At 65.8% G+C, this 23,728-nt stretch carries 21 protein-coding genes; 10 read left to right on the top strand and 11 right to left on the bottom strand.

Annotation, left to right across the window (positions count from 1 at the left end; all coding sequences use genetic code 11):
* Window positions 1-7: 7 nt before the first annotated feature.
* Both AU187_RS00280 and AU187_RS00275 read left to right on the top strand, forming a co-directional pair.
* Window positions 8-406 (top strand): hypothetical protein, encoded by a 399-nt coding sequence (locus AU187_RS00280; RefSeq protein ID WP_059101786.1) that lies wholly within the window; start codon window positions 8-10, stop codon window positions 404-406.
* Between the two features lie 156 nt (window positions 407-562).
* Window positions 563-1,450, top strand: coding sequence for a DUF559 domain-containing protein (locus AU187_RS00275; protein ID WP_059101864.1), 888 nt, complete (start codon window positions 563-565; stop codon window positions 1,448-1,450).
* Between the two features lie 231 nt (window positions 1,451-1,681).
* On the opposite strand, the gene AU187_RS00270 is transcribed toward AU187_RS00275, so the two are convergent.
* Together AU187_RS00270 and AU187_RS00265 are read right to left on the bottom strand one after the other, a co-directional pair.
* On the bottom strand, window positions 1,682-2,401 hold the full coding sequence (locus AU187_RS00270) for a type 1 glutamine amidotransferase (RefSeq protein ID WP_059101785.1): 720 nt from the start codon (window positions 2,399-2,401) through the stop codon (window positions 1,682-1,684).
* A complete protein-coding gene (locus AU187_RS00265; RefSeq protein WP_059101784.1) occupies window positions 2,394-3,620 on the bottom strand; it encodes a Mur ligase family protein in 1,227 nt (408 codons plus the stop codon). Before AU187_RS00265 ends, AU187_RS00270 begins: the two co-directional genes overlap by 8 nt.
* Before the next feature lie 84 nt (window positions 3,621-3,704).
* Between AU187_RS00265 and AU187_RS00260 the strand changes: the two genes are divergently transcribed.
* A complete protein-coding gene (locus AU187_RS00260; RefSeq protein ID WP_059101783.1) occupies window positions 3,705-4,724 on the top strand; it encodes a DEDDh family exonuclease in 1,020 nt (339 codons plus the stop codon).
* 46 nt (window positions 4,725-4,770) lie between these two features.
* On the opposite strand, the gene leuA is transcribed toward AU187_RS00260, so the two are convergent.
* The gene (gene leuA / locus AU187_RS00255; RefSeq protein ID WP_059101782.1) at window positions 4,771-6,612 is read right to left on the bottom strand and encodes a 2-isopropylmalate synthase; all 1,842 of its coding nucleotides are present in this window, start codon (window positions 6,610-6,612) and stop codon (window positions 4,771-4,773) included.
* Window positions 6,613-6,870: 258 nt separating this feature from the next.
* Between leuA and AU187_RS00250 the strand changes: the two genes are divergently transcribed.
* The 3 genes from AU187_RS00250 to AU187_RS00240 all read left to right on the top strand — a co-directional run bounded on the left by AU187_RS00250 (window position 6,871) and on the right by AU187_RS00240 (window position 10,111).
* Window positions 6,871-7,323 carry a hypothetical protein gene (locus tag AU187_RS00250; RefSeq protein ID WP_353612184.1) on the top strand — a complete coding sequence of 151 codons (453 nt, stop codon included), beginning with the start codon at window positions 6,871-6,873 and terminating at the stop codon, window positions 7,321-7,323.
* A 21-nt stretch (window positions 7,324-7,344) separates the two neighbouring features.
* Window positions 7,345-8,328, top strand: coding sequence for a linear amide C-N hydrolase (locus AU187_RS00245; protein ID WP_059166154.1), 984 nt, complete (start codon window positions 7,345-7,347; stop codon window positions 8,326-8,328).
* 214 nt (window positions 8,329-8,542) lie between these two features.
* Window positions 8,543-10,111, top strand: a complete 1,569-nt coding sequence (locus AU187_RS00240; protein ID WP_172800118.1) for a sugar transferase — start codon at window positions 8,543-8,545, stop codon at window positions 10,109-10,111.
* A 10-nt stretch (window positions 10,112-10,121) separates the two neighbouring features.
* Here the strand turns inward: AU187_RS00240 and AU187_RS00235 are convergent, their stop codons facing one another.
* Complete coding sequence (locus AU187_RS00235) at window positions 10,122-11,069, bottom strand: amino acid--[acyl-carrier-protein] ligase (RefSeq protein WP_059166152.1); 948 nt, start codon at window positions 11,067-11,069, stop codon at window positions 10,122-10,124.
* 168 nt (window positions 11,070-11,237) lie between these two features.
* On the opposite strand from AU187_RS00235, the gene AU187_RS00230 reads away from it, so the two are divergent.
* The 3 genes from AU187_RS00230 to AU187_RS00220 all read left to right on the top strand — a co-directional run bounded on the left by AU187_RS00230 (window position 11,238) and on the right by AU187_RS00220 (window position 13,752).
* The gene (locus AU187_RS00230; RefSeq protein WP_059166219.1) at window positions 11,238-11,474 is read left to right on the top strand and encodes an acyl carrier protein; all 237 of its coding nucleotides are present in this window, start codon (window positions 11,238-11,240) and stop codon (window positions 11,472-11,474) included.
* Window positions 11,475-11,516: 42 nt separating this feature from the next.
* Window positions 11,517-11,921 (top strand): 4'-phosphopantetheinyl transferase superfamily protein, encoded by a 405-nt coding sequence (locus AU187_RS00225; RefSeq protein WP_059166151.1) that lies wholly within the window; start codon window positions 11,517-11,519, stop codon window positions 11,919-11,921.
* A gap of 79 nt (window positions 11,922-12,000) precedes the next feature.
* Window positions 12,001-13,752 carry a serine aminopeptidase domain-containing protein gene (locus AU187_RS00220; protein WP_286131832.1) on the top strand — a complete coding sequence of 584 codons (1,752 nt, stop codon included), beginning with the start codon at window positions 12,001-12,003 and terminating at the stop codon, window positions 13,750-13,752.
* Window positions 13,753-13,768: 16 nt separating this feature from the next.
* On the opposite strand, the gene AU187_RS00215 is transcribed toward AU187_RS00220, so the two are convergent.
* From AU187_RS00215 to AU187_RS00185, 7 genes are read right to left on the bottom strand one after another with little or no spacing between them, the layout of a single operon-like run.
* Complete coding sequence (locus AU187_RS00215) at window positions 13,769-14,977, bottom strand: glycosyltransferase family 4 protein (protein ID WP_059166150.1); 1,209 nt, start codon at window positions 14,975-14,977, stop codon at window positions 13,769-13,771.
* Window positions 14,974-16,116 carry a glycosyltransferase family 4 protein gene (locus tag AU187_RS00210; RefSeq protein ID WP_059166149.1) on the bottom strand — a complete coding sequence of 381 codons (1,143 nt, stop codon included), beginning with the start codon at window positions 16,114-16,116 and terminating at the stop codon, window positions 14,974-14,976. Before AU187_RS00210 ends, AU187_RS00215 begins: the two co-directional genes overlap by 4 nt.
* Window positions 16,113-17,063: a hypothetical protein gene (locus AU187_RS00205; protein WP_286131831.1), complete on the bottom strand. Its 951-nt coding sequence runs from the start codon at window positions 17,061-17,063 to the stop codon at window positions 16,113-16,115. The genes AU187_RS00210 and AU187_RS00205 overlap by 4 nt, the downstream gene beginning before the upstream one ends.
* 6 nt (window positions 17,064-17,069) lie before the next feature.
* Window positions 17,070-18,263, bottom strand: a complete 1,194-nt coding sequence (locus AU187_RS00200) for a glycosyltransferase family 4 protein (protein ID WP_059101774.1) — start codon at window positions 18,261-18,263, stop codon at window positions 17,070-17,072.
* Window positions 18,260-20,074 (bottom strand): O-antigen ligase family protein, encoded by a 1,815-nt coding sequence (locus tag AU187_RS00195; protein WP_059166147.1) that lies wholly within the window; start codon window positions 20,072-20,074, stop codon window positions 18,260-18,262. Before AU187_RS00195 ends, AU187_RS00200 begins: the two co-directional genes overlap by 4 nt.
* Before the next feature lie 44 nt (window positions 20,075-20,118).
* Window positions 20,119-20,700: a YveK family protein gene (locus AU187_RS00190; RefSeq protein ID WP_059101772.1), complete on the bottom strand. Its 582-nt coding sequence runs from the start codon at window positions 20,698-20,700 to the stop codon at window positions 20,119-20,121.
* Window positions 20,697-22,220 (bottom strand): lipopolysaccharide biosynthesis protein, encoded by a 1,524-nt coding sequence (locus AU187_RS00185; RefSeq protein WP_059166217.1) that lies wholly within the window; start codon window positions 22,218-22,220, stop codon window positions 20,697-20,699. The genes AU187_RS00190 and AU187_RS00185 overlap by 4 nt, the downstream gene beginning before the upstream one ends.
* Before the next feature lie 252 nt (window positions 22,221-22,472).
* Here AU187_RS00185 and AU187_RS00180 point away from each other — a divergent pair, with 252 nt between their 5' ends.
* Window positions 22,473-23,717, top strand: coding sequence for a glycosyltransferase family 4 protein (locus AU187_RS00180; protein ID WP_286131830.1), 1,245 nt, complete (start codon window positions 22,473-22,475; stop codon window positions 23,715-23,717).
* Window positions 23,718-23,728: the final 11 nt, after the last annotated feature.

Here is a 23,728-nt window from a genome sequence, read left to right as displayed (position 1 = left end):
GGCCGTCATGCCGGACGAGGAGTTCAAGGTCGAGGTCGAGCTGGGCAGCGATGAGCACCGGCTCTCGTTCTGGGAGAAGCTGCGAACCCTGGACCTGGACGACGGCGCGCGCCGACGGCTCGGGTCGCGGGTGACGGTGACGCGCGACGGCGATCGCATCCAGCTGTACACGCACACGCTCGCGGATGCGCAGGAGGCCGAACGCACGCTGCGCGCGTTGGTGGCCGACGACCACGTGAGTGCGCAGTACACCCTGAGCCGGTGGGACCCCTCGAGCCAGGAGTGGGTGGATCCGGTCAGCGGGCACGAGGTGACCGACGATGCGCGCGAGGCGCCCGCGCCGGACCCGAGCTACGTGATCCTCGAGGCCTACAAGCCGCAGTTCCTGCGCGACCTCGGGCTGTAACCACCGCCCTTGTAGCCCGAGCCGATCGGCGCCGTAGGGCCCGCCCGCCTAACCTCAGGAGTCACAGCTATCGACGCTTGGTAGACGTGTTCTCGCACTTTCCCTGCCAAACGTCGATCGGTGTGACGTGTCGGTGGTCCCGTGCACGATGCCGTCATGACTGAAATCTTCATCGGCAGTGAGGCTGTCGCGGCGGGACGGCTGACCCGTCATGAACTGAAGCGGTGGTACCGCCCCGTCTTTCGCGGTGTGTACGTGCCCAAAGATGTTGAGTTCTCATTGCGGGATCGGGCGATCGCGGCATGGTTGGCGTCACGCCGCAAAGGTGTCATCGCGGGAGTCGCGGCATCCGCCCTACACGGCGCCCCGTGGGTGGATCCATCGCAGCCGATCGAACTCGTCGGCGTGCGGATTCGTCCACAACCGGGTCTGATTCCGAGAGCGGATGACGTCGACGTAGACGAGGTCACCAGGATCGGCGGACTGCCGGTGACGTCTCGAGTCCGAACGGCCTTCGACATGGGTCGCCGGCTTCACCGGACCGAGGCGTTGGGTCGTCTTGACGCGCTCATGTGGAATCAGCGCTACGACATCGACGAGGTTGCGCAACTAGGTCAAAGGCATCGACACGCTCCCGGATTGAACCGGTTGTACGAGTTACTTCCACTCGTCGACGGCGGAGCCGCCTCGATACCGGAATCCCGAATCCGACTGTGGTTACACGACGCCGGCCTGCCGCGGCCGGAGACACAGATTCCGGTAATCGTCGGCCATCGGCCGCAAGCGTGGCTGGACATGGGTTGGCGGGAATACAAGGTCGCCGTCGAGTACGACGGGGACCACCACCGCAAGAACCGGCGCCAGTACGTCAAGGACATCGCGAGGCTGCGAATGCTGGAGGCGCTCGGGTGGATCGTCATTCGGGTGATCGCGGAGGACAAGCCTGAGGACGTCATTGCACGGGTCGAGGCTGCGCTGATCGGTCGGGGCTGCAACCTCGACCTCGACGACATGCAAAGGTTCAAGCGCAGTTTGGCCGCCTAGTGTCCAACTTTGAGCTCGATTCACGGACGGTTTCGCCCAGCTTCGGTGATGAATCTGTCCGCAGCCTGGCTTTCTAGCTGGAACGCAGTCACACTGATCAACTTTCTGCGGGCAAAGTGCGAGAACGCGTCGGCAAAACGTCGATAGTTGTGACTCGCGGAGGGCAAGTTGCACAATTGACAGCTCGGCCGCGCTACACAGAGCGCGCAACACAATTCAAAGATGCAACAACTAAGACGCCCGCCGCGGTGCGGCCAGGCGTTCACGGCGGAGCCGGTCGACCTCGGGCAGCTCGATCGGCGCCAGCTCGCCCACCACCTGGCTCAGCAGATGGTCGGCCAGCTCCGGATTGCGGGCCAGACACGGGCCGTGCAGATAGGTGGCGACGACGCTGCCCTGCACCGCGCCGTCGTAGCCGTCGCCGGCCCGGTTGCCCGCACCCTTCTCGACGCGGGCCAACGGCTGCGCATCACCACCGAGAACCGTTCCGCCGCGGTGGTTCTCGAAACCGGTGAGCCGCTGCGACAAGCCGGCCAACAACGGCTCCGACACGACCTCGCCGATCGTGCGCTGGTCCTGCGGCGAGGTGGTGACGTCGAGCAGGCCGACGCCGTCGACACGTTCACCCGACGACGTCTCATACCAGTGCCCGAGCACCTGGATGGCCGCGCAGATCGCCAGCACCGGCGCACCGCGTCCGGCGGCCTGCTGCAGACCCGGATACCGCAGTAGGTGCCTGGTGGCCAGCCGTTGCGCGTAGTCCTCGGCGCCGCCGAGCGTGTACAGGTCCAGTTCGGCGGGCACCGGGTCGGTCAGCGTGATCTCCACGACCTCGGCGTCGATTCCGCGCAGCCGCAGGCGTTCTCGCAGTACGACGGCGTTGCCGCCATCACCGTAGGTGCCCATCACGTCGGGCAGCACCAGCCCGATGCGCACCGTCGACTCAGCCACCGGGCAGCCGCCTGTTCAGTTGCAGAAATGCCGTGTAGTTCGCGATCACCTCGACGTGCCCCGGCGGGCAAGACTCGATCGCGTTGAGCGTGTCGTGCACCAGCGTGTGCTCGACGCCGGCGTAGCCGAGGCGCACCGCGAGGTCGGTGCCGCGTTCACCGGCGGCCACGACTTGCGTGTCGCCGAAATGCTCGAACCGCACATCCCACAGCCACGACAGATCCTCCCCGTCGGGCACCTGGCCGTTGACCGAGATCACCACGCCCGCACCGTGTTTGTCGACCATCGACAGCGCCTCCTGCCAACCCGCCGGGTTCTTCGCCAGCAGCACGCGCACGGTGTGCTCGCCGAGTCGAACAGTGCGGTACCGGCCCGCGACTTCGTCGACGGCGGACACCGCCGCAACAGCTGCGGCGGCGTCGGCGCCCATCGCGACCGCGGCGGCCACCGCCTGGGTGGCGTTGCCACGGTTGACCGCGCCGGGCAACGCCAGCGTCATCGGTAACGAAAACCCCTCCGGTCCATGAATATTCGACTCGTCGAACCACCATTGCGGGCTCGGACGCTTGAAATCCGTTCCGGTGGAATACCAATGCGAACCGTCGCGCACGATGATCTCACCCGATCGCGGACAGCTCACCGAGTCGTTCGCCCAGCTGCCACCCGCGGCCACCCATACGACGTTCGGGCTGTCGTAGGCGGCCGACGTCATCAGCACGTCGTCACAGTTGGCGACGACCACCGCCGAGGGATGACGGGCCAGCCCGCCGCGCAGCGTGCGCTCGATGTGGTTGATCTCGCCGACGCGGTCCAGTTGGTCCCGCGACAGGTTCAGCAGCACGACGACGGTGGCTTCAACCGCGTCCAATACGTGGGGCACGTGCATCTCGTCGACCTCGAGCGCGGCCAACCCGGCGTCACGCGCACCTGCGAGGGCCGCGACCAGACCGGCGTCCATGTTGGCGCCCGTGTCGTTGGTGGCCACTGCGCCGATCGTGCGCAGCGCCGCGGCGACCATCCGGGTGGTCGTCGACTTGCCGTTGGTTCCGGTCACCACCACAGTGCGGCGGTCCCGGCCCAACTGGCGCAGCAACGACTTGTCGAGGGCCAACGCGACCAGCCCACCGATCATCGCGCCCGCACCTCGACCGGTGACCCGCGACGCCCAGCGTGCGGCTGCGCCCGCCGCGAGTGCTGCCCGTCCCCGAGTGGTGACCATCCCCGGGATTCTAAGGAGCCGACACGCTGGCGAGCGATTCGGCGAGGTCCCGGCTTTGTCACTGCTGCGTGCCATCCTGACGAAGTGACCCGAACTGGCGCCGGATGTCGCCGGCCGGGCGGCTCCTGGGGCCGGCCGGCGAGCGAGGACGGTGCCGGCTGGGCGGTCGTCGACGTGGAGACGTCGGGCTTCCGGCCGGGACAGGCACGCATCGTCAGCGTCGCCGCGCTCGCACTCGGCGACGACGGCAACGTCGAACACAGCCTCTACAGCCTGCTCAACCCGGGCGTCGACCCCGGGCCCACCCATGTGCACGGGCTGACGGCCGCGATGCTGGAGGGCCAGCCGACATTCGCCGACGTCGTCGACCACCTCGTCGAGCTGCTCGCCGGGCGCACCCTCGTCGCACACAACGTCGGTTTCGACTACTCGTTCCTGGCCGCCGAGGCCGAGCTGGTCGACCGCGAACTGCCCACCGATACCGTGATGTGCACGGTCGAACTGGCCCGCCGCCTCGACCTCGATGTCGAGAACCTGCGGCTCGAGACACTGGCCGCGCACTGGGGCATCAGCCAGATGCGGCCGCACGACGCGCTCGACGACGCGCTGGTGCTCGCGCAGATCCTCAAACCGGCGCTGGTGCGGGCCCGCGAACGCAAGGTGTGGCTGCCGGTGCATCCGGTCACGCGGCGACGCTGGCCGAACGGCTTCGTCACGCACGACGAGCTGCGCCCGCTCAAGTCGGTGGCGGCGCGGCTACCGTGCCCGTATCTGAATCCGGGCCGCTTCGTCGCGGGGCGGCCGCTCGTGCAGGGCATGCGCGTCGCGTTGTCGGCGGAGGTGAAGCACACGCACGAGGAGCTCATCGAGCGGATCCTGCATGCCGGACTCGCCTACACCGACGCCGTGGACCCCGAAACCTCGCTGGTGGTCTGCAACGACGCCTGCCCGGCGCAGGGCAAGGGCTACCAGGCCAACGAGTCGGGTGTTCCGCTGGTCACCGACGCCGACTTCATGCGCTGTCTCGACGGCGTCGTCGGCGGCACCGGCATCGAGGAGTTCACCGACACCACGCTGGCCGGCGACCAGTTCGCACTCTTCTGATCGCCGCCTTCGGCGGCAGTGTTCTGATCGCCTCAGAGACAGCCTTTCAGCGGGCGGCGCGGTTGACCGCCGACACCACCGCGCGCAGCGATGCGGTGGTGATCGACGGTGCGATACCGACGCCCCACACAGTCTTCCCGTCGATCGACGCCTCGACGTACGCCGCGGCCTGGGCCTCCTCGCCGGCCGACAGCGCATGCTCGGAGTAGTCCAGCACGGAGATCTGGTAGCCCAACGCGCCTAATGCATCGCAGAACGCCGCCAGCGGACCGTTGCCCGCGCCGACGATCTCGCGCTCGACCCCGTCGACCTTCACCACCGCATCGATGGTGTCCGTGCCGCCGTCGACCTCGGACGCCGTCACCTTCTGGCGGATCCGTTCGAGCGGGCGGACCGGGGCCAGGTACTCCTCGGCGAAGACGTCCCACATCTCCTTCGGCGAGACTTCACCGCCCTCACCGTCGGTGATCTGCTGGATCGCCTGGCTGAACTCGATCTGCAGCCGCCGCGGCAGCGCCAGGCCGTGGTCGGCCTTCATGATGTAGGCGACACCGCCCTTGCCGGACTGCGAGTTGACCCGGATCACCGCCTCGTAGGTGCGGCCGACGTCGCGCGGGTCGATCGGCAGATAGGGGACCTGCCAGAGGATGTCATCGACGTCGGCGTCCTGCTCGTCGGCGGCGACCTTCATCGCGTCCAGACCTTTGTTGATCGCATCCTGGTGGCTGCCGGAGAACGCGGTGTAGACCAGATCGCCGCCGTACGGGTGGCGTTCGTGCACCGGCAACTGGTTGCAGTACTCGACGGTGCGGCGGATCTCGTCGATGTTGGAGAAGTCGATCTGCGGGTCGACGCCACGGCTGAACAGGTTCAAGCCCAGCGTCACCAGGCAGACGTTGCCGGTGCGCTCACCGTTGCCGAACAGGCAGCCCTCGATCCGGTCGGCACCTGCTTGGTAGCCCAATTCGGCTGCGGCGACGGCGGTTCCGCGGTCGTTGTGCGGGTGCAGGCTCAAGATGATGCTGTCCCGCGGGGTCAGATGCCGGTGCATCCACTCGATCGAGTCGGCGTAGACGTTGGGCGTCGCCATCTCGACGGTGGCCGGCAGGTTGACGATCAGCGGCACATCGGGTGTGGGCCCGACGATTTCGGCGACGGCGTTGCAGACGTCGACTGCGTACTCCAACTCGGTGCCGGTGTAGGACTCGGGGGAGTATTCGAAGCGCCACTTGGTGTCCGGGTATTTCTCGGCCTGTTCGACGCACAGCCGAGCGCCGTCGGTGGCGATCTTCTTGACGGCCTCGCGGTCGGCGCGAAAGACCACGCGGCGCTGCAGGATCGACGTCGAGTTGTAGAAGTGCACGATCACGCGGGGCGCGCCCTGGCACGCCTCGAACGTCCGCTCGATCAGTTCCGGCCGGCACTGCGTCAGCACCTGGATCGTGACGTCGTCGGGGATCATGCCCTCGGAGATGATCTCGCGGACGAAGTCGAAGTCGGTCTGGCTTGCCGACGGGAAGCCGACCTCGATCTCCTTGTAGCCCATGCGCACCAGCAGGTCGAACATGCGGCGCTTGCGGGCCGGGCTCATCGGGTCGATCAACGCCTGATTGCCGTCCCGCAGGTCGACCGCACACCACATCGGCGCGGTCTCGATCACCTTGTCCGGCCAGGTGCGGTCAAAAGGAAACGGAACCGGGCCCGATGCCGGGCTGCCGCCGGGCACCTCCTCGGCGAAGCTGCGGTAGCGGCTGACCGGCATCGCCGACCCGCGTTGGGTGTTGTACGCCGGCTGGCCGGGGTGAGGCGGACCGGACGGCTTGGTGATCTGGCGTACCGACGAAAACGCGTCGGGTGAATCGGGTGATGGTTTCGAGAATGTGGTCACGGTGGTCGCTCCGGGAGTTTCAAAGGGGACTCGACCGGCGCATCGCGAACACCCGCGACGGGAAGCCGGTCTGGATCAGACCCCGTCGCGGCTGCCGAGAAGGAGCACCCGCTGCACGGGGGCCACTGTACTCCGGGCCCCGACGCGCCACAAAATGGACTCCTGCAGGCCGCGACCGCGCAGCTAGGTACGGTTCCGAGCCTCAACGTGTACGTGGGGTGAGCGCTCGCCGCCGCGGCGCTGGCTAGAGTGCAAGCGGTGATAAGGCTTGACCGGCGATGGTGGCTGGCGATCGGCGTCGTCGTGGTCGCGATTGTGGCGCTGGTCTACTCCCAGCTGCAACAACCGCCGCAGGAGTGCCGCCCGGTGCTCGATCTGCTCGAGTTCAACAAGTCCCAGAACGACTTGATCAGCTCGAAGAGCGAGGGCGCGCAGGGTCCGCCGACCGCGGCCGAGGAGCTGGCGTATCAGCAGTGGGCCGACGGGTTGGCTGAACGCGCGCGGAAGATCGACGCGCCCGAGCTGCGGTTCACCGCCGTGGAAGTCGCCGACCTCGCCACGGCGTTCGTCGCGAAGATGCCGCGAGCACGCGCCGCGGTGGAGGCCCAGGCGCCGGGCGCACCGGCCCCACAGGTCTACTACGAGATGTCGGCCCTCGACGTCCAGATCCAGCGCAAGCTCGCGGAGCTCACCGAGGCGTGCTCGAGCTGAGCCCACATAAGCTCACTGATCATGTGCACACGCGTGGTTTACCTCGGAACGAACGACCGCAACGTCACGGGTCGCTCGATGGACTGGAAATCGGAGATCGGCACGAATCTGTGGGCGCTGCCGCGCGGTGTCCACCGGACCGGCCAGGGCGGCGCGAACTCCGCCGAGTGGACTTCGAAGTACGGCAGCGTTGTCGCCAGCGGCTACGACATCAGCACCACCGACGGGGTGAACGAGGCCGGCCTCGCTGTGAACCTGTTGTGGCTGGCCGAATCGCAGTATCCGGCGGCGACGGCCGGCGGCCCCGCGGTCTCGCTCGCGCTGTGGGGCCAGTACGTGCTCGACAACTTCGCGACGGTTTCCGAGGCGGTGCAGGCGCTGAGCGCAACCCCGCTGCGGGTCGCCACCGCGGAGGTGCCGGGCGAGGAGCGGATGGCGACGCTGCACCTGGCGATGTCCGACGCCGGCGGGGACAGCGCGATCGTCGAGTACATCGACGGTCAGCAGGTGATCCACCACGGCAGGCAGTACCGGGTGATGACCAACTCGCCGACCTTCGACAAGCAGCTCGCGATCAACGAGTACTGGAAGGAGATCGGCGGCACGGTGATGCTGCCGGGCACCAACCGCGCCGCCGACCGGTTCGTGCGGGCGTCGTTCTACATCGACGCGGTCCCCAAGACCGACGACCCGCTGCTGGCGGCCGCCGCGGTCCTCAGCGTGGTGCGCAACGCGTCCACCCCGTACGGCATCTCGACATCGGACGAACCCAACATCTCGACCACCCGCTGGCGCACCGTCGTCGATCACAAGGCGCTGCGCTACTTCTTCGAGTCGGCGCTCTCGCCCAACACCTTCTGGGTGGAGCTGCGCAACATCGACTTCTCGCCTGGCGCCCCGACTCTGCGGCTCAACCTGGGCGAGGGGGAGCGCACGATCTACGCCGGCGACGCCAGCTCCGAGTTCGAGCAGGCCGATCCGTTCCCGTTTCTCGGAGTGCCCTGACGGTGTTGTAGCCACTGTGCTTTTCGAGCATCGACTCCAAGCGTGAGATCAGCTACAGCACCACGCCTTTGGTCGTTGTCGAGTTTGCCGGCGGTTGAACTCGCGCCGCATCATGATGACCGCGGACAACTGTGGCGGCCAGTTCGGCAGCATGTTGGACAACAGAAATCGTTGTCGCGGCAACGTCTGCGCGCCATAATCACGGGACATTGATGTGGCGGATGAGGACGATGACCACCTCGCGCACGCGGGTTTTCGTCCGACCAATGTCTGGTGGAGCGCCGATGGAAAATCGTCTGACGACGTGAAGCCTGACTCTCTTGCAAGCCCTCAATTTGCGCCCGATGAGGCGCGGGCCCAGGCGCGCCGGTGGAGATCGGCCTATCACCGGCGGGTTCTTGCCGTCGATGCGTTGACCCTCGCCGCGGTCGTCATATTCGCCGAATGGATCGGAACGCGGCTGGCGCACCGCCATTTCGCCGATTTCACCACGGCAACGGCTTTCTCGGTGGGCATCTACATCGGATGGCTGATAGCCCTCGGTTACGCCCGCTCACGGGATATTTCGCTGGTCGGCCAGCAGGCCGAGGAGTACCGGCGCGTTGCTGCAGCGACCGGGTGGACATTTGCGCTCGCCGCAGCGTTCGAAATCTTTCTCGACATGCCGATCTCGCGCATCCAGTTCGGCGTGACTTTCGGACTCGGCTTGGTCGGCCTTTTCCTCACCCGCTACCTACTTCGGGCGGATGTACGCCGACGCAGGAAGAAAGGCACCTACATCTCGCGTGTCGTCGCGCTTGGCGATCTGGATTCGGCGCGGACATTGTGTGAGTACTTTGCGCGCTCGCCGACGGCCGGCTATCGGGTCGTGGGGCTCTGCATTCCCGACGCCGGAGACCAGATCGGGCAGAACGTGAGCCTGCCCACCGGCACTGTCCCCATCCTCGGTTACGACGACGACAGCCTCATCGAGTCGGCCGTGCAGGCCGCCGGAGCAGACACCCTCGCGGCCGTCTATTCCGAGCAGCTGGGGCCTGAGACGGTCGAGTATCTGGCTTGGCGTATGCAGGCGATCAACACCGAACTGATCGTCGTCCCGGCATTGACGGAGGTGGCCGCGCACCGACTCCAATTGCGACCGCTCGAGAATCTGCCGCTGTTCGTCATCGACGCGCCGACACACGATGCGCCGTCGATGATCACAAAACGCATCCTCGATCTCGTGCTGGCCACCGTTGGACTGGTGGTGGCGCTTCCGGTCATCGCACTAGCGGGGTTGGCCATCAAGCTCGACGACCGGGGACCGGTCTTCTACCGGCAGCAACGGGTCGGCATGGACGGCAAGCCATTCAAGATCATCAAGTTGCGCAGTATGTATGTGGATACCGATAAGACGGCGCAACCAGAGAGTCACCGTCACGGCAGCATTTTTCACAAACGCACGTCCGATTCCTGCGTGACCCGCGTCGGAAAATTCCTCCGTGCCAGCAGCGTCGACGAGTTGCCGCAGTTGTTCAATGTGCTCGAAGGCTCGATGAGCATAGTCGGGCCGCGACCGCTGGCTGTGGGAGAAGCAGAGGCCCGTGAGCACTTCATCGAACACCGGTCACACGTCAAGCCGGGAATGACCGGTTTGTGGCAGGTGTCCGGGCGGTCCGATCTGGAAGACAAAGACCGCATACGACTCGACGAGTCGTATGCGGGCAACTGGTCGGTTGTCGGGGACCTGTTGATCATCTGGCGCACGGTGGGCGCCGTTCTCAAACGCAAGGGCGCATACTGAAGTACACGGGCTACCAGCCCATCGCGCTGCGCACTTCTTCCGGCCAGGAAGCCGGATCAAGACCGTGAGTTCGCAGCATTCCCAAGGCAATTCGCTCCATGCCGAAACCTACGCAGGCGCTGTGTGCAACGCCACCATCGGCGGTGCGCAGGGCGAACGTTTCACCGAAGTGGTCTCGGTGGCAATTGGCCGACACCACGGCGGTGCCCTCGTGCAGGTCGCCGTAGAGCCGCACCACTAGTTCAGTCTTCAGATTCTCGTCACGCTGGTTGGCGGCCAACAACTTGCCGACCCGGCCGAAGAACGGGTCGTTGGCCGCTACGGGGCGGGCGTCCAGGCCGAGTTCGGTCAGTACCGCCATGCCGTGGTCCACCCAGCTGTCACGGTGTTCCTGCGCCTGATCGGGTGTTCCGACCAACACGTACTCGTGCATCCGGAACGCCTGCATGCGCGCCGGGTCAATGGCCGGCTCGTGCCGGAAGCAGTACCCATAGATGTTCATCAGCACACCGCCGTCGGGCAGGCTCGACGGCAGCGTGGCATAGCTTGGATGGCAGGCCGCCGAAACCAGCATGGTCCCAGCGGAACTCAGATGCCCGTCCCACGGCAGGCCGGCATCGCGATCAGCCAACAGCGCGCGGTGCTCGGCGTTTCCGCCGGTGAATGTCGAGATCGCACCGGTCAGATCCGGGAAAGACGCGATGTAGTCGGTCTTCTCGAATTGCTCGCGCGGGAATACCGGTGGAAACCGCAGCACCTTCGCCCGATCCCCATGTACCTCGGCGCCCTTGCGTTCCACCACGTGGTCGACACCATCGACGATGCTCTCGAAAACCGCTCCACGGCCGTACAGTCCGTCGATACCCATCGGCACCAACAAGCCCGCCGCAATCAGTTCATCGCGGAACTGGTGGCGGGCCGACTCGAGTTGCGCATCAAGGTCACGAGCTTCGGTCATCTGCCAAATCCTATCGCCGGCCAGTGGAGGCCGGACGTGATCCGCGGCCCACCGAATCGTGGTTCCTTGGCTCGCCCCGCACCGCTGTTCGGGGCCGGCACGGAACTGGGTGACGACGCACAGCAGCAGACCTCGGTCGTGTTCCGCTCGCGAATTATGCTGATCAGCATGCGGGAAAGAATTCAGAAGGCATTGGCCGACCACGGAAGAATGTCGGTCGACCCGAACGGCGTCGACGCCGACGCCGACCTCTATGAGCTCGGGCTCACCTCGCATGCCTCGGTCAACGTCATGCTTGCCCTCGAGGACGATTTCGACATCGAGTTCCCCGACGAGGCGATGAAGAAGTCCACTTTTGCTTCGATCAACAACATCGAAGCCGCCGTCACGAGTCTCATCAAGTAGCACCCACCAGGGCGCGCCGCGCTACTTCGAACAGGAAGACCCATGAACCCGCCGGAGGTGCAGCTACCGGGTCACCTGATCCGCGTGGGGTGCGATGTGGTGGCCCTCGAAGAGATCGAGAATTCGTTGTCCTCGTTCGGAGACCGGTTTCTGGCCAAGATCTACACCGCTGCCGAGGTCGCCACCTGTGCCGGTTCGAACCGGCTGGCCCGTCTTGCCGCCCGGTTCGCCGCCAAGGAGGCCGCCATGAAGGCGTTCGCACGGCCGGACGCCGCGCTTTCGCCGCTCGAAATGGAGGTCGTCCTTTCGGGCGATCTGCCGACGTTGCGGCTCAGCGGTTCGGCCGCCCAGCTGGCCGTGACGCAGCGGTGGCTACAGGTCTCGATGTCGATCACCCATGCAGACTGTCACGCGGCAGCCGTGGTGGTAGCGGTCTGCGCCGAGTAGCAGCGGTGCCCGGGGGAATGGTCGTACCGTGTATCGAGAGCGACTCGCAAATGCCGACGTCTGATAGATGTGCGCCAAGATGCAAAGTTTGGACCAATCCGGGGTCTCTTCGGGGGATGACCGGATGAACGCGGGCATGACGGGGTTATCCGGTGTGCCGACGTGGTTCGGACCCGAGGAATCGCGGCTTTTCGGCGTTCTACACGTCCCGGGCGGCGGGGTTGCGCGGGCGGGCGTGGTCATCTGTCCACCGCTCGGCCGTCAGCACCTGGATACCTACACCGGACTGAAGCTGCTGGCGCAACGATTGTGCGCAACGGGATTTGCAGTGTTGCGCTTCGATTACCCGGGCACCGGGGACTCGATGGGCGACCAATGTCGGGACAGTGCCGTGGATGACTACGTGGAGGGCATTCGGACGGCAGTGCGGTATCTGCAGGCTTGCGGCGCGCAGAGTGTGTCGCTGGTCGGCCTGCGGGTCGGTGCGTTGCTCGCCGCGACAGCGGCGCCCTCGATAACAGGTCTCGGCGGCCTGGTCATGTGGGACCCCGTCACCAATGGTCGCCGATACCTGCGCGAACAACAGGCGCTCTATCGGGTGACCGTCGGCGGCGAGGAGGGTTCCGAATTACCACCCGAGCCGGGCGCGGTCCCGCTTCTCGGTATCACCCTCTCGTCCACAGCTGCCGCCGCCCTTGGCGGGCTGAAGATGCCGGCGGATGTCGGATCGACTTCGGTGCTTGTGTTGAGCCGGCCGGAACACACTGGTGACCGCTTGCTCGCCGACCTGCCCGCATCGGGCGACTGCATGGTCCAGCAAATTGCCGGGCAACCCGAGTTCGTGGAACCACCCAGCATTGTGGTCAGGATCCCGATGGAAACCCTGGCGATGATCGAGAAATGGCTCGACGCGACGCTGACATCGGAGACGTTCGCATTCGAGCCGGAGTTCGCCGGTATTGCCGTCGCGGACGAGTTGCCCGACGGCCGCAAGATCATCGAGTCGATCACCGAACTCGGCCCTAACCGGCTGTTCGCCATCCGGACCGCGATCAGTGACGTTACCGAGGGTGGGCCGACGGTGTTATGTCACAACACCGCGTGTGAACATCGGGTCGGCTCGGGGCGAATCTGGCCGGACACGGCCCGGGAACTGGCTGCGCTGGGCGTGAGCGTGGTCCGCTACGACCGTCGGGGGGTAGGCGACACCGGTGTCGCAACCGGCGAGTTCCCATGGATGCATTCACCAGATGCCCAGGCTGATGTGACCGATGCGATTGCGGCCCTGGCAGTGCCGGAAGACCGTCTGGTGATGGCCGGAATCTGTTCGGGTGCTTGGAATTGCGCGTATGGGGCGTTGCAGAGCGGCGCCAAACTGGTGGTTCTGCTGAACATTCTGCTGTATTCGTTGCGGCGCGCCGACGGCGGATCGGAGCGGATCGCGCAGGTGACTGACGCTGTTGTCGGCGATCACGACCCCCAGGAGCGGCGGCTATGGGGAATGGTCAAGCAGGGACTGCGAAATTGGCTGCCATATCAGGGTTGGTTGTTCCTCGGTCGCCTTGGTTACACCCAGGCTCCGGAGGTGCTGCTCAAGGCGCTCGGCAAGAGCGGAGTGCCGACTGAGTTGGTTTTGTCACCATCGGATTTCGAGTGGTACGTAGAGCATCGCGGCCTGATCGGGGCCAAGCGGCTGGCACGTCGTGGTTGGGCGCCGAAGCTGACTTTGCCGCCCGCCGGTGATCATGCGGTGCTACACCGCGGTTTGCAGAACTTCATGCGTGAGTATCTGCTCGCCGCGGCGCGCCGCGAATTCGCCGACCAGCTCTGAAGCGCGGGAGCCGATATCAGACCGTTGCGAACAGAGAACGCAGCGCGGCAGTGGTTGCGGTGATGTCGAATTCCTGCTCGACCAGGTCGCGCCCCGTGCGGGCGTAGTCGTCGAGTGCGGGGCCCGACGATATCAATTGTTCCAGCGTGTCGCGCAGGCTCTGCACGTCGGCCGGGATGGCCAGGAGGCCGGTCTTCTCGGGTATGACCAATTCCGGGATGCCCGAGAGACTTGTTGACACGGTCGGTATTCCGCTCGCCAGCGCCTCCATGAGGGCGACCGGCAGACCTTCCATCTGGCCGTCGGCGGCCAGGATGCTCGGCAGTACGAACAGATCGGCCTCGGCCAATGCCTGCTTGACCGTTGTCTCGGACTGCCCGCCATGGAATCTGACCCGTGATCCGAGTCCGAGTTCGGTTGCCAGCTTGTGCAATTCGTCGTTCAGCGGTCCGTTGCCGATGAGGTCCAGTTCGGTCCGGTCCAGGCCGGGCCCGCCCAGCGACAACGCCCGCAGCAGCACTTCGTGTCCTTTGTACTCCTGCAGCGAGGCCACACATAGCGCCCGGATCGGACCGCTGTCCGGGATTCTCCTGGGACGGAACGGATATGCCGCCGAATCGATTCCACAGTGGATGACGTGCACCGGTGTCGAGGTATAGCGCTCCAGCAGTCGACGGTTGTACTCCGACACCGTGACGATGAAATCGGCACCATCGAGTTTGCGACCCAGCATCGACTGATCGACGTAGAGGTCGTGCGCATGCACGGTGACGCTATAGGTGACACCGGCCAACCGCGCGCAGATCCATGCGGCGAGGGCGGGATATGTGGCGTAGTGGGCGTGGATGTGCCGGGTGGGACTCGAGGAGTGCAGATCGCGGGCGTGCGCGGTGGCGATCGGCACCGTGATCAGGGCACGGATCAGCAACCCTGGCCGCGCCGCGTAACCGCGCACCACCGCGGCCAGAATCGACAGCGTGGCCAGCGGATGCCGCAGCAGCGCCCACCCCAATCCGGCCACACAGGCACCGACACCGGGCCGTACCAACTTGTCCATCCACCGCCTGGCGATGTCGTGGACCTGTGCGTCCGGCGATGGAAACAGCGACCGCAGTCCAATTTCACGTCCGTCGGTGGTAGACAGCGCATCGAGTTCCCGGACGATGAAGGTCTCCGAGATAACCGGGAACCGGGATACCAGATAGTCGATCTGTTTGCCGCTCAACGTCCACGCTCGATCAGTTCTCGGTAGAGGTCCTGCAGCCGGTGGGCCCACGAGGTGGCCGAGAACTCGGCGCGGGCGCGCTCAATGGCCAGCTGTCCCAGCGACTTTCGCAGCCCTGGGTCGTCCAGCAACCGCGTCACGGTGGCGGCCAGTGCGGCCGGATAGTCGGGTTCGAAAAGCAGCCCCGTGGAGCCGTCGACGATGATGTCCGGAATGCCGCCGATCCGCGATGCAGCGATGGCCTTGCCCGATGCCGACGCCTCGATCAGCACCGTGGGCAGATTCTCACCGTAGGTCGACGGCAGCAGTACGACGTCGGCAGCCCGGTAGACCTGCGGCATGTCCGAGCGAACGCCGGCGAAGATCACAGAGTCGGTAACGCCTACTTCGCCGACCAGCCTCCGGAGTTCGGCCTCGTCTGGGCCGCCACCGACCAGAGACAGGATGGCGTCCGGATGCGTCTGCAATATCTGCGGCCATGCCGCGATCGCCACCGGGATGCCCTTGAAATCGCGGAAGGCGGCCGGTAGCACGACCAAAGGTCCAGGGCCACCGCCGAGTTCGCGGCGGACCGTCGGATCCGGTACGCCGGGGTGGAAATTGCCGACGTCGATTCCGTTGTGCAGCACATCCCAGTTGGCCGGGATCCGGCCTCGGCGATGCACCTGGGCCCACGACACCCGGCTCGCCTCAGAGACGAACAGCACCCGATCACCCCGGGTCGCCGCTTCGGTCGCGATCTGCTCGCGCCAATGCTCGCGCCCCGGCCAACGCTCCGTCACATGGTGGAACGTGCAGACCACCGGGCGCCCGGTCAGCTTCGCCGCCGGTACCGCGAACGTTGCCGACATCTCCAAGTGAGTGTGCACCAGATCGTAACCACCACTGCGAATCTCGCGGGCCAATCGGAAAACGCCGGTGACGTCGAGAAGTCGGCGGATTCCGAGTGAGCGGGGATGCACACCGGCTTCAGACAGTATCTTCATGGTCTTCTCGGAATTGACCGATGCGTCGTCCAGGCCGACGAAGTCCATCTGGACATCGGTGTTGCGCATTGCGAGGGCCATCGGTGCCAGCAGGGTTTCGGCACCGCCCATACGGAACCCGTCGATGAGGGTCATCACCCGAATCGGCGTCATTTGAGAACCCGCAGCTTGTTCCACGGGATCTTCGTCATCCCGTCATAGTCCCATTGAATACCGGCCGCACTGTAGGTTCGCCCGACGGTTCCGGGGGCGGCTGTGTTGTCCCGTTCGAAGCTGATGCTCAGTGGTGATCCGCTGACATCGACGATGTAGGCGCCGTACTTCTGGAGAGCCTCGGCCACTGTGTGTTGCGCCGGGGAAAGTCCCAGGCTGTTGATGTCCACGCTGGGGTCCAGTTGTATGCGCGCCCCTTCGGGAATGCAGTCGGGGCTGGTCGATTGGCCGTCGGTCTTGAGCGCCGGCGGCCGGAACACCTTGGCGCACACGTTGTAGCTTTGCATGGCGAGCGCATGCGGAATCGAACCCTGGGCGATCTCGGCTACCCGCACCACTCCGGCCAATCGGGATGCACCCGAGCCTGTGCTCGCACCGCCCCAGCCCGAGCCGTCGAGACTGTTCACAGCGCCGAATTCGGTTGTCCAGGAACCGTTTGCCTTCTTGGCGCGCCAGAACTCGTAGATCGTTCGGCTGTCCGGGTCGATCACCACCATCGCGCCGTCGGAGCCGTCCTGTGGCCGTGCATCGTCAGGGATCGGTACTCGAAGGCCATCAAACGGGCAGGGGCCCCATTCGGTGATGAGGCACGGGACGGAATAGCGGGGGGTGTGCGCGTTCGCGGTGTAGATCGGGATTCCGAATTCAACAGTCGCCGCGGACGCGCTGTTGTCCCAGTGCACCGCCCGGATCATCGCCGCGCTGTTCGGGTCGACCTCGGCGTCCGCCGGGATCGGTGTGCGAAATGGGCTGTCTTCGGCAAACGGTTGGGGTTGGTCGGCCCGCACCGGGGTATCTGCGACAAGCCTCGCGATGATGAGGAGCGCGCCGACGGCCGCAGCGACGAGCGCAGCGATGGCGACCTGCCACCGTGTTTGCTTGCTCATCATGGCTCACATCTCCGGACTGACATGTTTGGTGGCCGCCGTCACCGCATCGCTGATCGAGGCCGCGGCCACGGACCAGGAGCGCTGTACCGCAGCCTGCCCCGCCTCGCCGAGCTTCGCCGCCAACTGCGGATCCCGCAACAGTTGAAGCATTGCGGTGGCGAGTGCCCCGGCGTCGTTCGGCGGGACCAGCAGACCGGTGACACCGTCCTCGATCGCGGCCGGTAGGTCGCCGACGGTGGTGCCGATGACCGGACGGCCGAACGTGTATGCCAGGTGCGCCACGCCGCTCGCGCTGGCCCGGATATACGGTGTGACGACGACCCGGGCGGATTCGACGAGCTCGGATACCTCCTCCATTGCGCAGTAGCCCGGCCGCGCGTCCACGCCGTTGGCCGCGGCCCGGGCCAGCAGTTCCGGAGCGTCCACGTCGGCACTGACCGCCCCCGCGAGGATCAGGCGTGCGGTCGGCATTTCGGCTCTGACCAACCCGAACGCATCAATCAGGACGTCAATACCCTTGTAGGCGGTCCAGGTGCCGAAGAACAGGGCGATCGGCTCGGTCTGGGCCACCGGCGCCGGTGGACGGCCGCGCTGCACGGCACCGGCGTCGCCATGCGGAATGACCACGACCTCGCCGTTGGGTTGCCAGTGGTCGAGGACGATCTGCCGGGTCCGCGGCCCCAATACGAATGCGACGTCCATCTGGCGCCATGCTGCGGCGAAAGAGGCCTGCAGCAACCGCCCCTCTTTCGGCGTGCTGGTGTCCTTGGCGTCGGATCGCGGAAGCGGCTCGTGGGCGATGATGCCGAACACCGTGCGCGGCAACAACTTGCAGATCATCACCACGAACCACGGCTCGAAGGTGAAGCGCCACTGCGAGAACAGCACCGCGCGCGGAGGTCGACGGCGCAGCTGATAGGCCAGCACCAGCCAGGCGAGCACCAGCTGGCCGGCCCGCCGGCCCCGGCGCACCAGATACCTCAGGTAGCCGTGGTCACCGGTAGCGTGGGGGTGCCAGGTCGGCAGCACGGAGCGGATCTCGAATCCGGCTTCTGCGGAAGAGATTTCGGGATCGGGGCCAGTCCACAGCTCGACTTCGTCGCCGTGGTCAGCCATAGCGTTGCCGAGTTGGGCAGCGAACTGGAAGAGCCCGCCTGACGGCGAGAACTCGACGAGGACCGTGCGGTTGTCCGTCACGCCGCGACCCCGACGCGCTCAGGTGGCACCACGGTCGCGCGTGGCCAGAGTCGGTTCAGCAAGCGGCCCAACAGCAATCGCGCCAACACCAACGCGGCCAGCCCCCAGCCCGCGGCATAGGCCAGCGCCGACTTCGACCGCAAGGAGACGCGTTCCACGTGCACGTCGGTGATGGTTTCGACGGTGTATTGCATCGGGCCGATGTGGTCGTTTATCCGCGTGCGTGCCACGGCCAACGCGTCGGCCAGGCGTCGTTCGGCGCCGTCGGCATCCTGCGCGGTGACTGAGAACGTAGCGATACCGCGGATCGGGTCGGAGTGGATCTCCGCCGGGGCGTCGTTGTTGTACATGACTTCGATCAGGGTAGGCAGGAATGCCTCGCGGGCTCGGACATTCATCGCGTACGAGGCCCAGCCGTCGAGCGGGCCGACCGGCATCATGATGACCTTCTGGCTGGCCCGGACCGCCGGGGTGCTCGCGATGAGCATGCTGCTGCCGGCTACGGCGGCGCCGACGACGACCGCCATCACCCACAGCGCGGCGGTGCGGAGCATATTGCGGATGACTGCCGGTTGCACGGTTTCGGCAGGGCCGAGGGCGCACGCCAGTGCCAGCACGATGGCGAATGACCGGAAGTAGGCCAGGTGAAGGAAGATGCTTGCCACCGACCAGGTGACGATGCCGGTGAGCGTTGCCGCGGCCAGCGCCCGATCGACCGATCCGGGGTCCGCAGCGATTCGCAGCGCCACGATTGTGAAGATGCCGCCGACCATGATCAGCCAGGTGAACAGCCCGGTCACCCCCGATTCGGCGAGGAACTGGGCGTAGAGGTTGTGCGGGGCGACGAGCCCTTCGTTGACGGCCGTCCTCACCCGGTCGGTGTAGTAGGGCACCTCATGGCCGAAGGCTCCCGGGCCGAATCCAAAGGCGGGCCGTTCCTGGAACATTCGCCAGGCCATCTCCTGAGACGCCGCACGGCCGAGGACCGAGGGATCGATGTCATAGCTCCGCTGAGCACCGGACCCACCAAGCACATCGTTGAGCAGGGCGATCATTCGGTCGCCGATGCCGGGGATCGCGAACGTCAACAGCATGACCGGTGGTATCCAGATCAGCTTCTTCGGCTTGCCGGAAGCGATGAACCACAGCGCGACAGCTGCCCCTGCCGTCAACAGCGTGCCACGGGATTGGGTGAGATAGACGCCGATCAGCATGAGGATGCTGCAGAGCAGCCATGCCACCGACTGCGGCTGCCTGCCGGCGCGACGACTGCGCTGCGCCAGCGCCCAGCCCATGGGCAGACCCAATACCAGCTGGCGGCCCCAGAAGTTCGAGTCACCATACGGGCCGGCATACCGCTGGGTGGTGATCAGCTCCCCCTGGGCTTCTGAGATCAGGGCCAACCCGCCGAACGTCGCATCTCCACCGGTCAGATAACTCGCGATCGACAGCAGCGACAGCACCGCCAGCGTCACGGCCACCGCCATCGCCACCGCCCAGGGCTTCCCGGTGACCTGGGTCAGCATCAGGATGACGAGCAGGAACGCGAGATCGACCGCCGTCCGCCAGAGCTCGGCGGTTGACGCGGCGGTGTCGACGCTGCCGACCAGTGCGATCACCTGGCCTGCGACATACACCGCGATCAGGGCGACGCCGATGACCGTCCAGCGATTGAGGCGAGCCCGGGCCTGTGGGTCCCGCAGCGCGACGATCAGCGCGAGAACACCAAGCGCCACACTGCCTTTGAAGACGGGAGCCGAGGTGTATTGAGTGGCCACCTCGGACAGGTTGGCCACTTCCGCGACCACCATGCCGACGAGGACGCCGACTATCCATGGGCTCGAGCCGGACACCGCTATGTGCGGCTTCGGCGTGTGCGCAGCCAGGCCACGCCGATTCCAGCGGCAGCGCCGAGCATCAGACCGCCCAGCGCGCCGGCCAAAACCAGTTGGCTGCGTGGTGTCGACATCGCGGATGCATCACTGGGCGGCGAAACCACCCGGACCTGAAACGGAGCCGAGACCGCGGTGACTTCGGGTGTGGCCTTGGCGAGGAGATCAGAAGCCGCGGCTTGGGCGGCTTGAGCCGATGGTGCATCGGCGGTGATCGACACCATTGTGGTGTCCGGTAACGCGCCGGCCGTCAACGTAAGGCTCGATTCCTCGATCCCCGCGGCCGACGCCGCGCTGGCCGTCCAGCGCGGGTCGGAGTAGACCGCCGCCGCGGTGCGCGAAACCTGCCCCTGGGTGAGGACCTCCCAGTAGGCCGATGCATCGGCGGTGGTCAGGTCGGGCCCAGGGACCAAGGCCACCTGTGCGGTCGCGCGATATGTCGTCGATACGGGCATCAACAGACCGGCGATGCCACCGATGACGAGGCCAATAGCCGCGCAAATTGCGACGATTGGGTTCAGCCAGACGCGCTGTGGGTGACTCATGGACAGTCCTTTTCGCCATGGGCGTGACCTCTTCGCCATGATCCTGCCAACCGGCTGACGACCGGCCGGGCCAGCTCCGGCGCAACGACGGCAAGCGCCGCTGCATAGATGACGATGCCTAGTGGCACCAGGAGGACAAGTTGGACCGGTGCCGGCCAATGAACAACCAGAAGGCCGATGCCAAACAGGATGGCGGCCATGGGGATTGTGGCGACCACAGGTCGCCCTACGACCGAAAAGATTTGCTTCCACCCCAGTGGGATGACCCGGCGGACAACGGTCATCCGGATCGTGAAATGAACCAATTCGACACTGAGAAGGGCGACCGCCACCAGCGTGGCGCTGTGGCCGGCCGCCCACCAGATCGGTCCGACCAGTAGGACGAGTTTGGCCGCGTTGATCGCGGTGAGCATGCCGGGGCGCCCCGCGGCTTTGAATACGTCGCCCGCGTGGTACGAGGCCGAATAAATCGCGGTATACAACGCCAGCACGACCAGAATGTTCTTGGCGCCGTCGTACTGCGAGCCGTACAAGGTGTGCAGCAGGGGGTCGGCCACCACCGCCAAGCCGACACCGGCCGGCAAGGTCAGCGCCAGGACGATGCCCAAGGCCTTCTGGTACTGCGACGACATGGCGTCGCGATCGTGCTGCAGCCGCGACATCGAACTGAACAACACGTCGCTGATGACGGCGCACAGGTTGAGCACGACGAGCTCAGGAACCCGGTAGGCCAGGGTGTAGAGGCCGAGTTCGGTGGTGCCGAGTCGGGTTCCGACGGCGAGGTAGTCGACGTTGTAGATGGCGTAGGCGAGCAGCGTGACGCCGGTGACGGGAATGCCGAAGCGAAGCAGCTCCTTGGCTTGATCCAGATGGAGCCGCGGCCACACGAAGGTCGGTGCGGCCCACCAATACAAGACCGCGGTGACCAGCACGCCCGCGAGTTGGCCATACACGAGGCTCCACACCCCGTGGCCGGTGGCCGCGAGCCAGATGGTGAGCACCGTCTTGACCACCGCGCCGGCGAACTCTGGGAGCAGTCGGCGCTGGAAGCTCAGGTCGCGGCGCAACCAGGACAACGGCACGACGCTGGCCGCCGAGATCACCAACGCGATCGCGAGGACCCGGATCAGCGGCGCGAGGTCGGGATGGTGTAGCAGCTGCGCCGTGATGCCGGCGGTCGAGGCGAGCAGCGCCCCGGCGATCACCCCGAATCCGATGGAGAGCGTCAATCCGGTTGGGGCGATGCGGTTCCAGGGCCGGTGACTTTGAATGAGCGCCTCTGCGACGCCGAGATCCTTGACGTAATCGAAGAGGTTGACCAGCAGCAAAGCCAAGGCGAAGACGCCGAATTCGGCCGGGGTGAGCAGGCGCGCGACCACCACCGTCATCAGCAGCGTGGAGCTCTTGCTGATAGCGAAGACGGTGTAGTTCCAGATCGTCTGCGCACCGAGGTTGGCTCGCTTGGCCGGCGGCGGATCCGGCGTGTCGATCGGTGGGTCGGGGAGATTGGTCGGCGTCATGGCGTTGCGGTTCGGTGAAGAACCGTCTCTCGCCACCGAATCGCTCCCGTCGACTTCGCTGAGGTTGCGTTGGCGCACAGCTCGGTTGGTGACAGCCTGCTATTGAGCGCCGGACCAGTGTATGTCAGCGGACGCTCGATTCAGTTGGAAACAACGTCGCCGATCGGTGATCGTCGGCTCGGTGCAACGGTTAACTTGATTCGAGTGGGCGACTAGAGCAATCGAGGCAGGTGTGCGGTGTCGGTGACACTGATGAGTGCGGTCGATCCATATCCCAGCGATGCCGGAAAAAAGGTGGTGCTGGCGGGTTTCCTCGAGTACTTCCGGGATCGGCTGGGTCCCCAGAGCGTCCACTACCTACTCGTCGGCGGCCGGGCCCAGCCGGAGTTTCCCGTCAGGTTGCACCCGCTGCCCCGACCGACCCGAAAAGCGGCGCTGGCAGCGGTGGCCAGTCGAGTACCGACCGGTCGGGCTACCTTGCAGGAGTCCTTGTTGTACTCACCGGAAGTTGGCCGCGCGCTCCAGAGTTTTCTGGAGCGGATCGGACCGGACCTGGAGATCTACGACACCATCCGGATGGCGCAGTACGCCGACGAGGGATGTGCGGACCGGCAGCTGTGTTATCTCGATGACCTGTTCTCCGAGCGGTATACGGCCATGCTCGACGCGGCGGATCGCTATCCGGACGTGACGATCCGGCCGCTGGGCAATTTCGCCGAACATGTGCCTCGCCGGCTGCGGCCACTGGCCGACAGCAAGCTTCCGCAACGGGCGCTGCTACGCATGGAGGCCACCCTGGCCCGCCGCAGCGAAGACCGCGTGGCGTTGCGGTTCCGCCGAAACCTGTTGGTGAACAACGGGGAGGCCGCCCGGTTGGCGGCCCGGGTCGCGGATCGTGGTTCGGCCGACGTGGTTGCGGTGCCGCCATTGGTCAAGCCGCCGCAGTACCGCCGGCGCCAGTACGGTGGAGCACCCGTCTTCGTCTTTCTCGGTCTGTTGTCGTTGCCGCACAACGAAGATGGCGTGCGGTCGTTCCTGGCTGACGTGTGGCCGACGGTGCTGACCCGGATGCCGAAGGCCCGGTTGCGCATCATCGGTCGGGGCTGCAGCCCGGAACTGGCCGAGGTGGCGGCGCGGTTCGGCGGTTCGGTGACGCAGGAGGGCTATGTCGACGATCTCACCGAGGTGTTGTCTTCGGCGGCCGGGCTGATCAACCACCTGCGATTCGGCTCGGGGATCAAGCTGAAAGTGATCGAAGCACTGGGGCGGGGGCTACCAGTGATATCGACGAGCGTAGGTGCGGACGGATTCGCCACCGGACACGACCATGGAGTGCTGGTTGCTGACCAGGGCGCACAGTTCGTCGAGGCCATGTGCGAGTTGACCGATTCCGGACGTAACCGCGAGATATCCGACAGTGCCCGTGGACAATTCGAAACCACCTATGCGCGAGACGCTGTATTCGCCTGCTACGACAAGGCTTTCGCGCTTCGCTGACGGTCGAAAGG

It is taken from the genome of Mycobacterium sp. IS-1556, from assembly GCF_001499985.1.
GTDB lineage: Bacteria > Actinomycetota > Actinomycetes > Mycobacteriales > Mycobacteriaceae > Mycobacterium.
The sequence above is the reverse complement of the archived record's forward strand: the minus strand, read 5'-3'. Positions and strand labels throughout refer to the sequence as shown.

What these genes read in the sequence shown, in the direction of transcription:
- AU187_RS00230 (WP_059166219.1), top strand. Translation starts at nt 11,238, where the DNA reads ATGCGGGAAAGAATTCAGAAGGCATTGGCCGACCACGGAAGAATGTCG.
- AU187_RS00195 (WP_059166147.1), bottom strand. Translation starts at nt 20,074, where the DNA reads ATGGTGGTCGCGGAAGTGGCCAACCTGTCCGAGGTGGCCACTCAATAC.
- AU187_RS00185 (WP_059166217.1), bottom strand. Translation starts at nt 22,220, where the DNA reads ATGACGCCGACCAATCTCCCCGACCCACCGATCGACACGCCGGATCCG.
- AU187_RS00180 (WP_286131830.1), top strand. Translation starts at nt 22,473, where the DNA reads ATGAGTGCGGTCGATCCATATCCCAGCGATGCCGGAAAAAAGGTGGTG.
- AU187_RS00190 (WP_059101772.1), bottom strand. Translation starts at nt 20,700, where the DNA reads ATGAGTCACCCACAGCGCGTCTGGCTGAACCCAATCGTCGCAATTTGC.
- AU187_RS00235 (WP_059166152.1), bottom strand. Translation starts at nt 11,069, where the DNA reads ATGACCGAAGCTCGTGACCTTGATGCGCAACTCGAGTCGGCCCGCCAC.
- AU187_RS00220 (WP_286131832.1), top strand. Translation starts at nt 12,001, where the DNA reads ATGCAAAGTTTGGACCAATCCGGGGTCTCTTCGGGGGATGACCGGATG.
- AU187_RS00210 (WP_059166149.1), bottom strand. Translation starts at nt 16,116, where the DNA reads ATGACGCCGATTCGGGTGATGACCCTCATCGACGGGTTCCGTATGGGC.
- AU187_RS00245 (WP_059166154.1), top strand. Translation starts at nt 7,345, where the DNA reads ATGTGCACACGCGTGGTTTACCTCGGAACGAACGACCGCAACGTCACG.
- AU187_RS00275 (WP_059101864.1), top strand. Translation starts at nt 563, where the DNA reads ATGACTGAAATCTTCATCGGCAGTGAGGCTGTCGCGGCGGGACGGCTG.
- AU187_RS00225 (WP_059166151.1), top strand. Translation starts at nt 11,517, where the DNA reads ATGAACCCGCCGGAGGTGCAGCTACCGGGTCACCTGATCCGCGTGGGG.
- AU187_RS00280 (WP_059101786.1), top strand. Translation starts at nt 8, where the DNA reads ATGCCGGACGAGGAGTTCAAGGTCGAGGTCGAGCTGGGCAGCGATGAG.
- AU187_RS00205 (WP_286131831.1), bottom strand. Translation starts at nt 17,063, where the DNA reads ATGAGCAAGCAAACACGGTGGCAGGTCGCCATCGCTGCGCTCGTCGCT.
- AU187_RS00265 (WP_059101784.1), bottom strand. Translation starts at nt 3,620, where the DNA reads ATGGTCACCACTCGGGGACGGGCAGCACTCGCGGCGGGCGCAGCCGCA.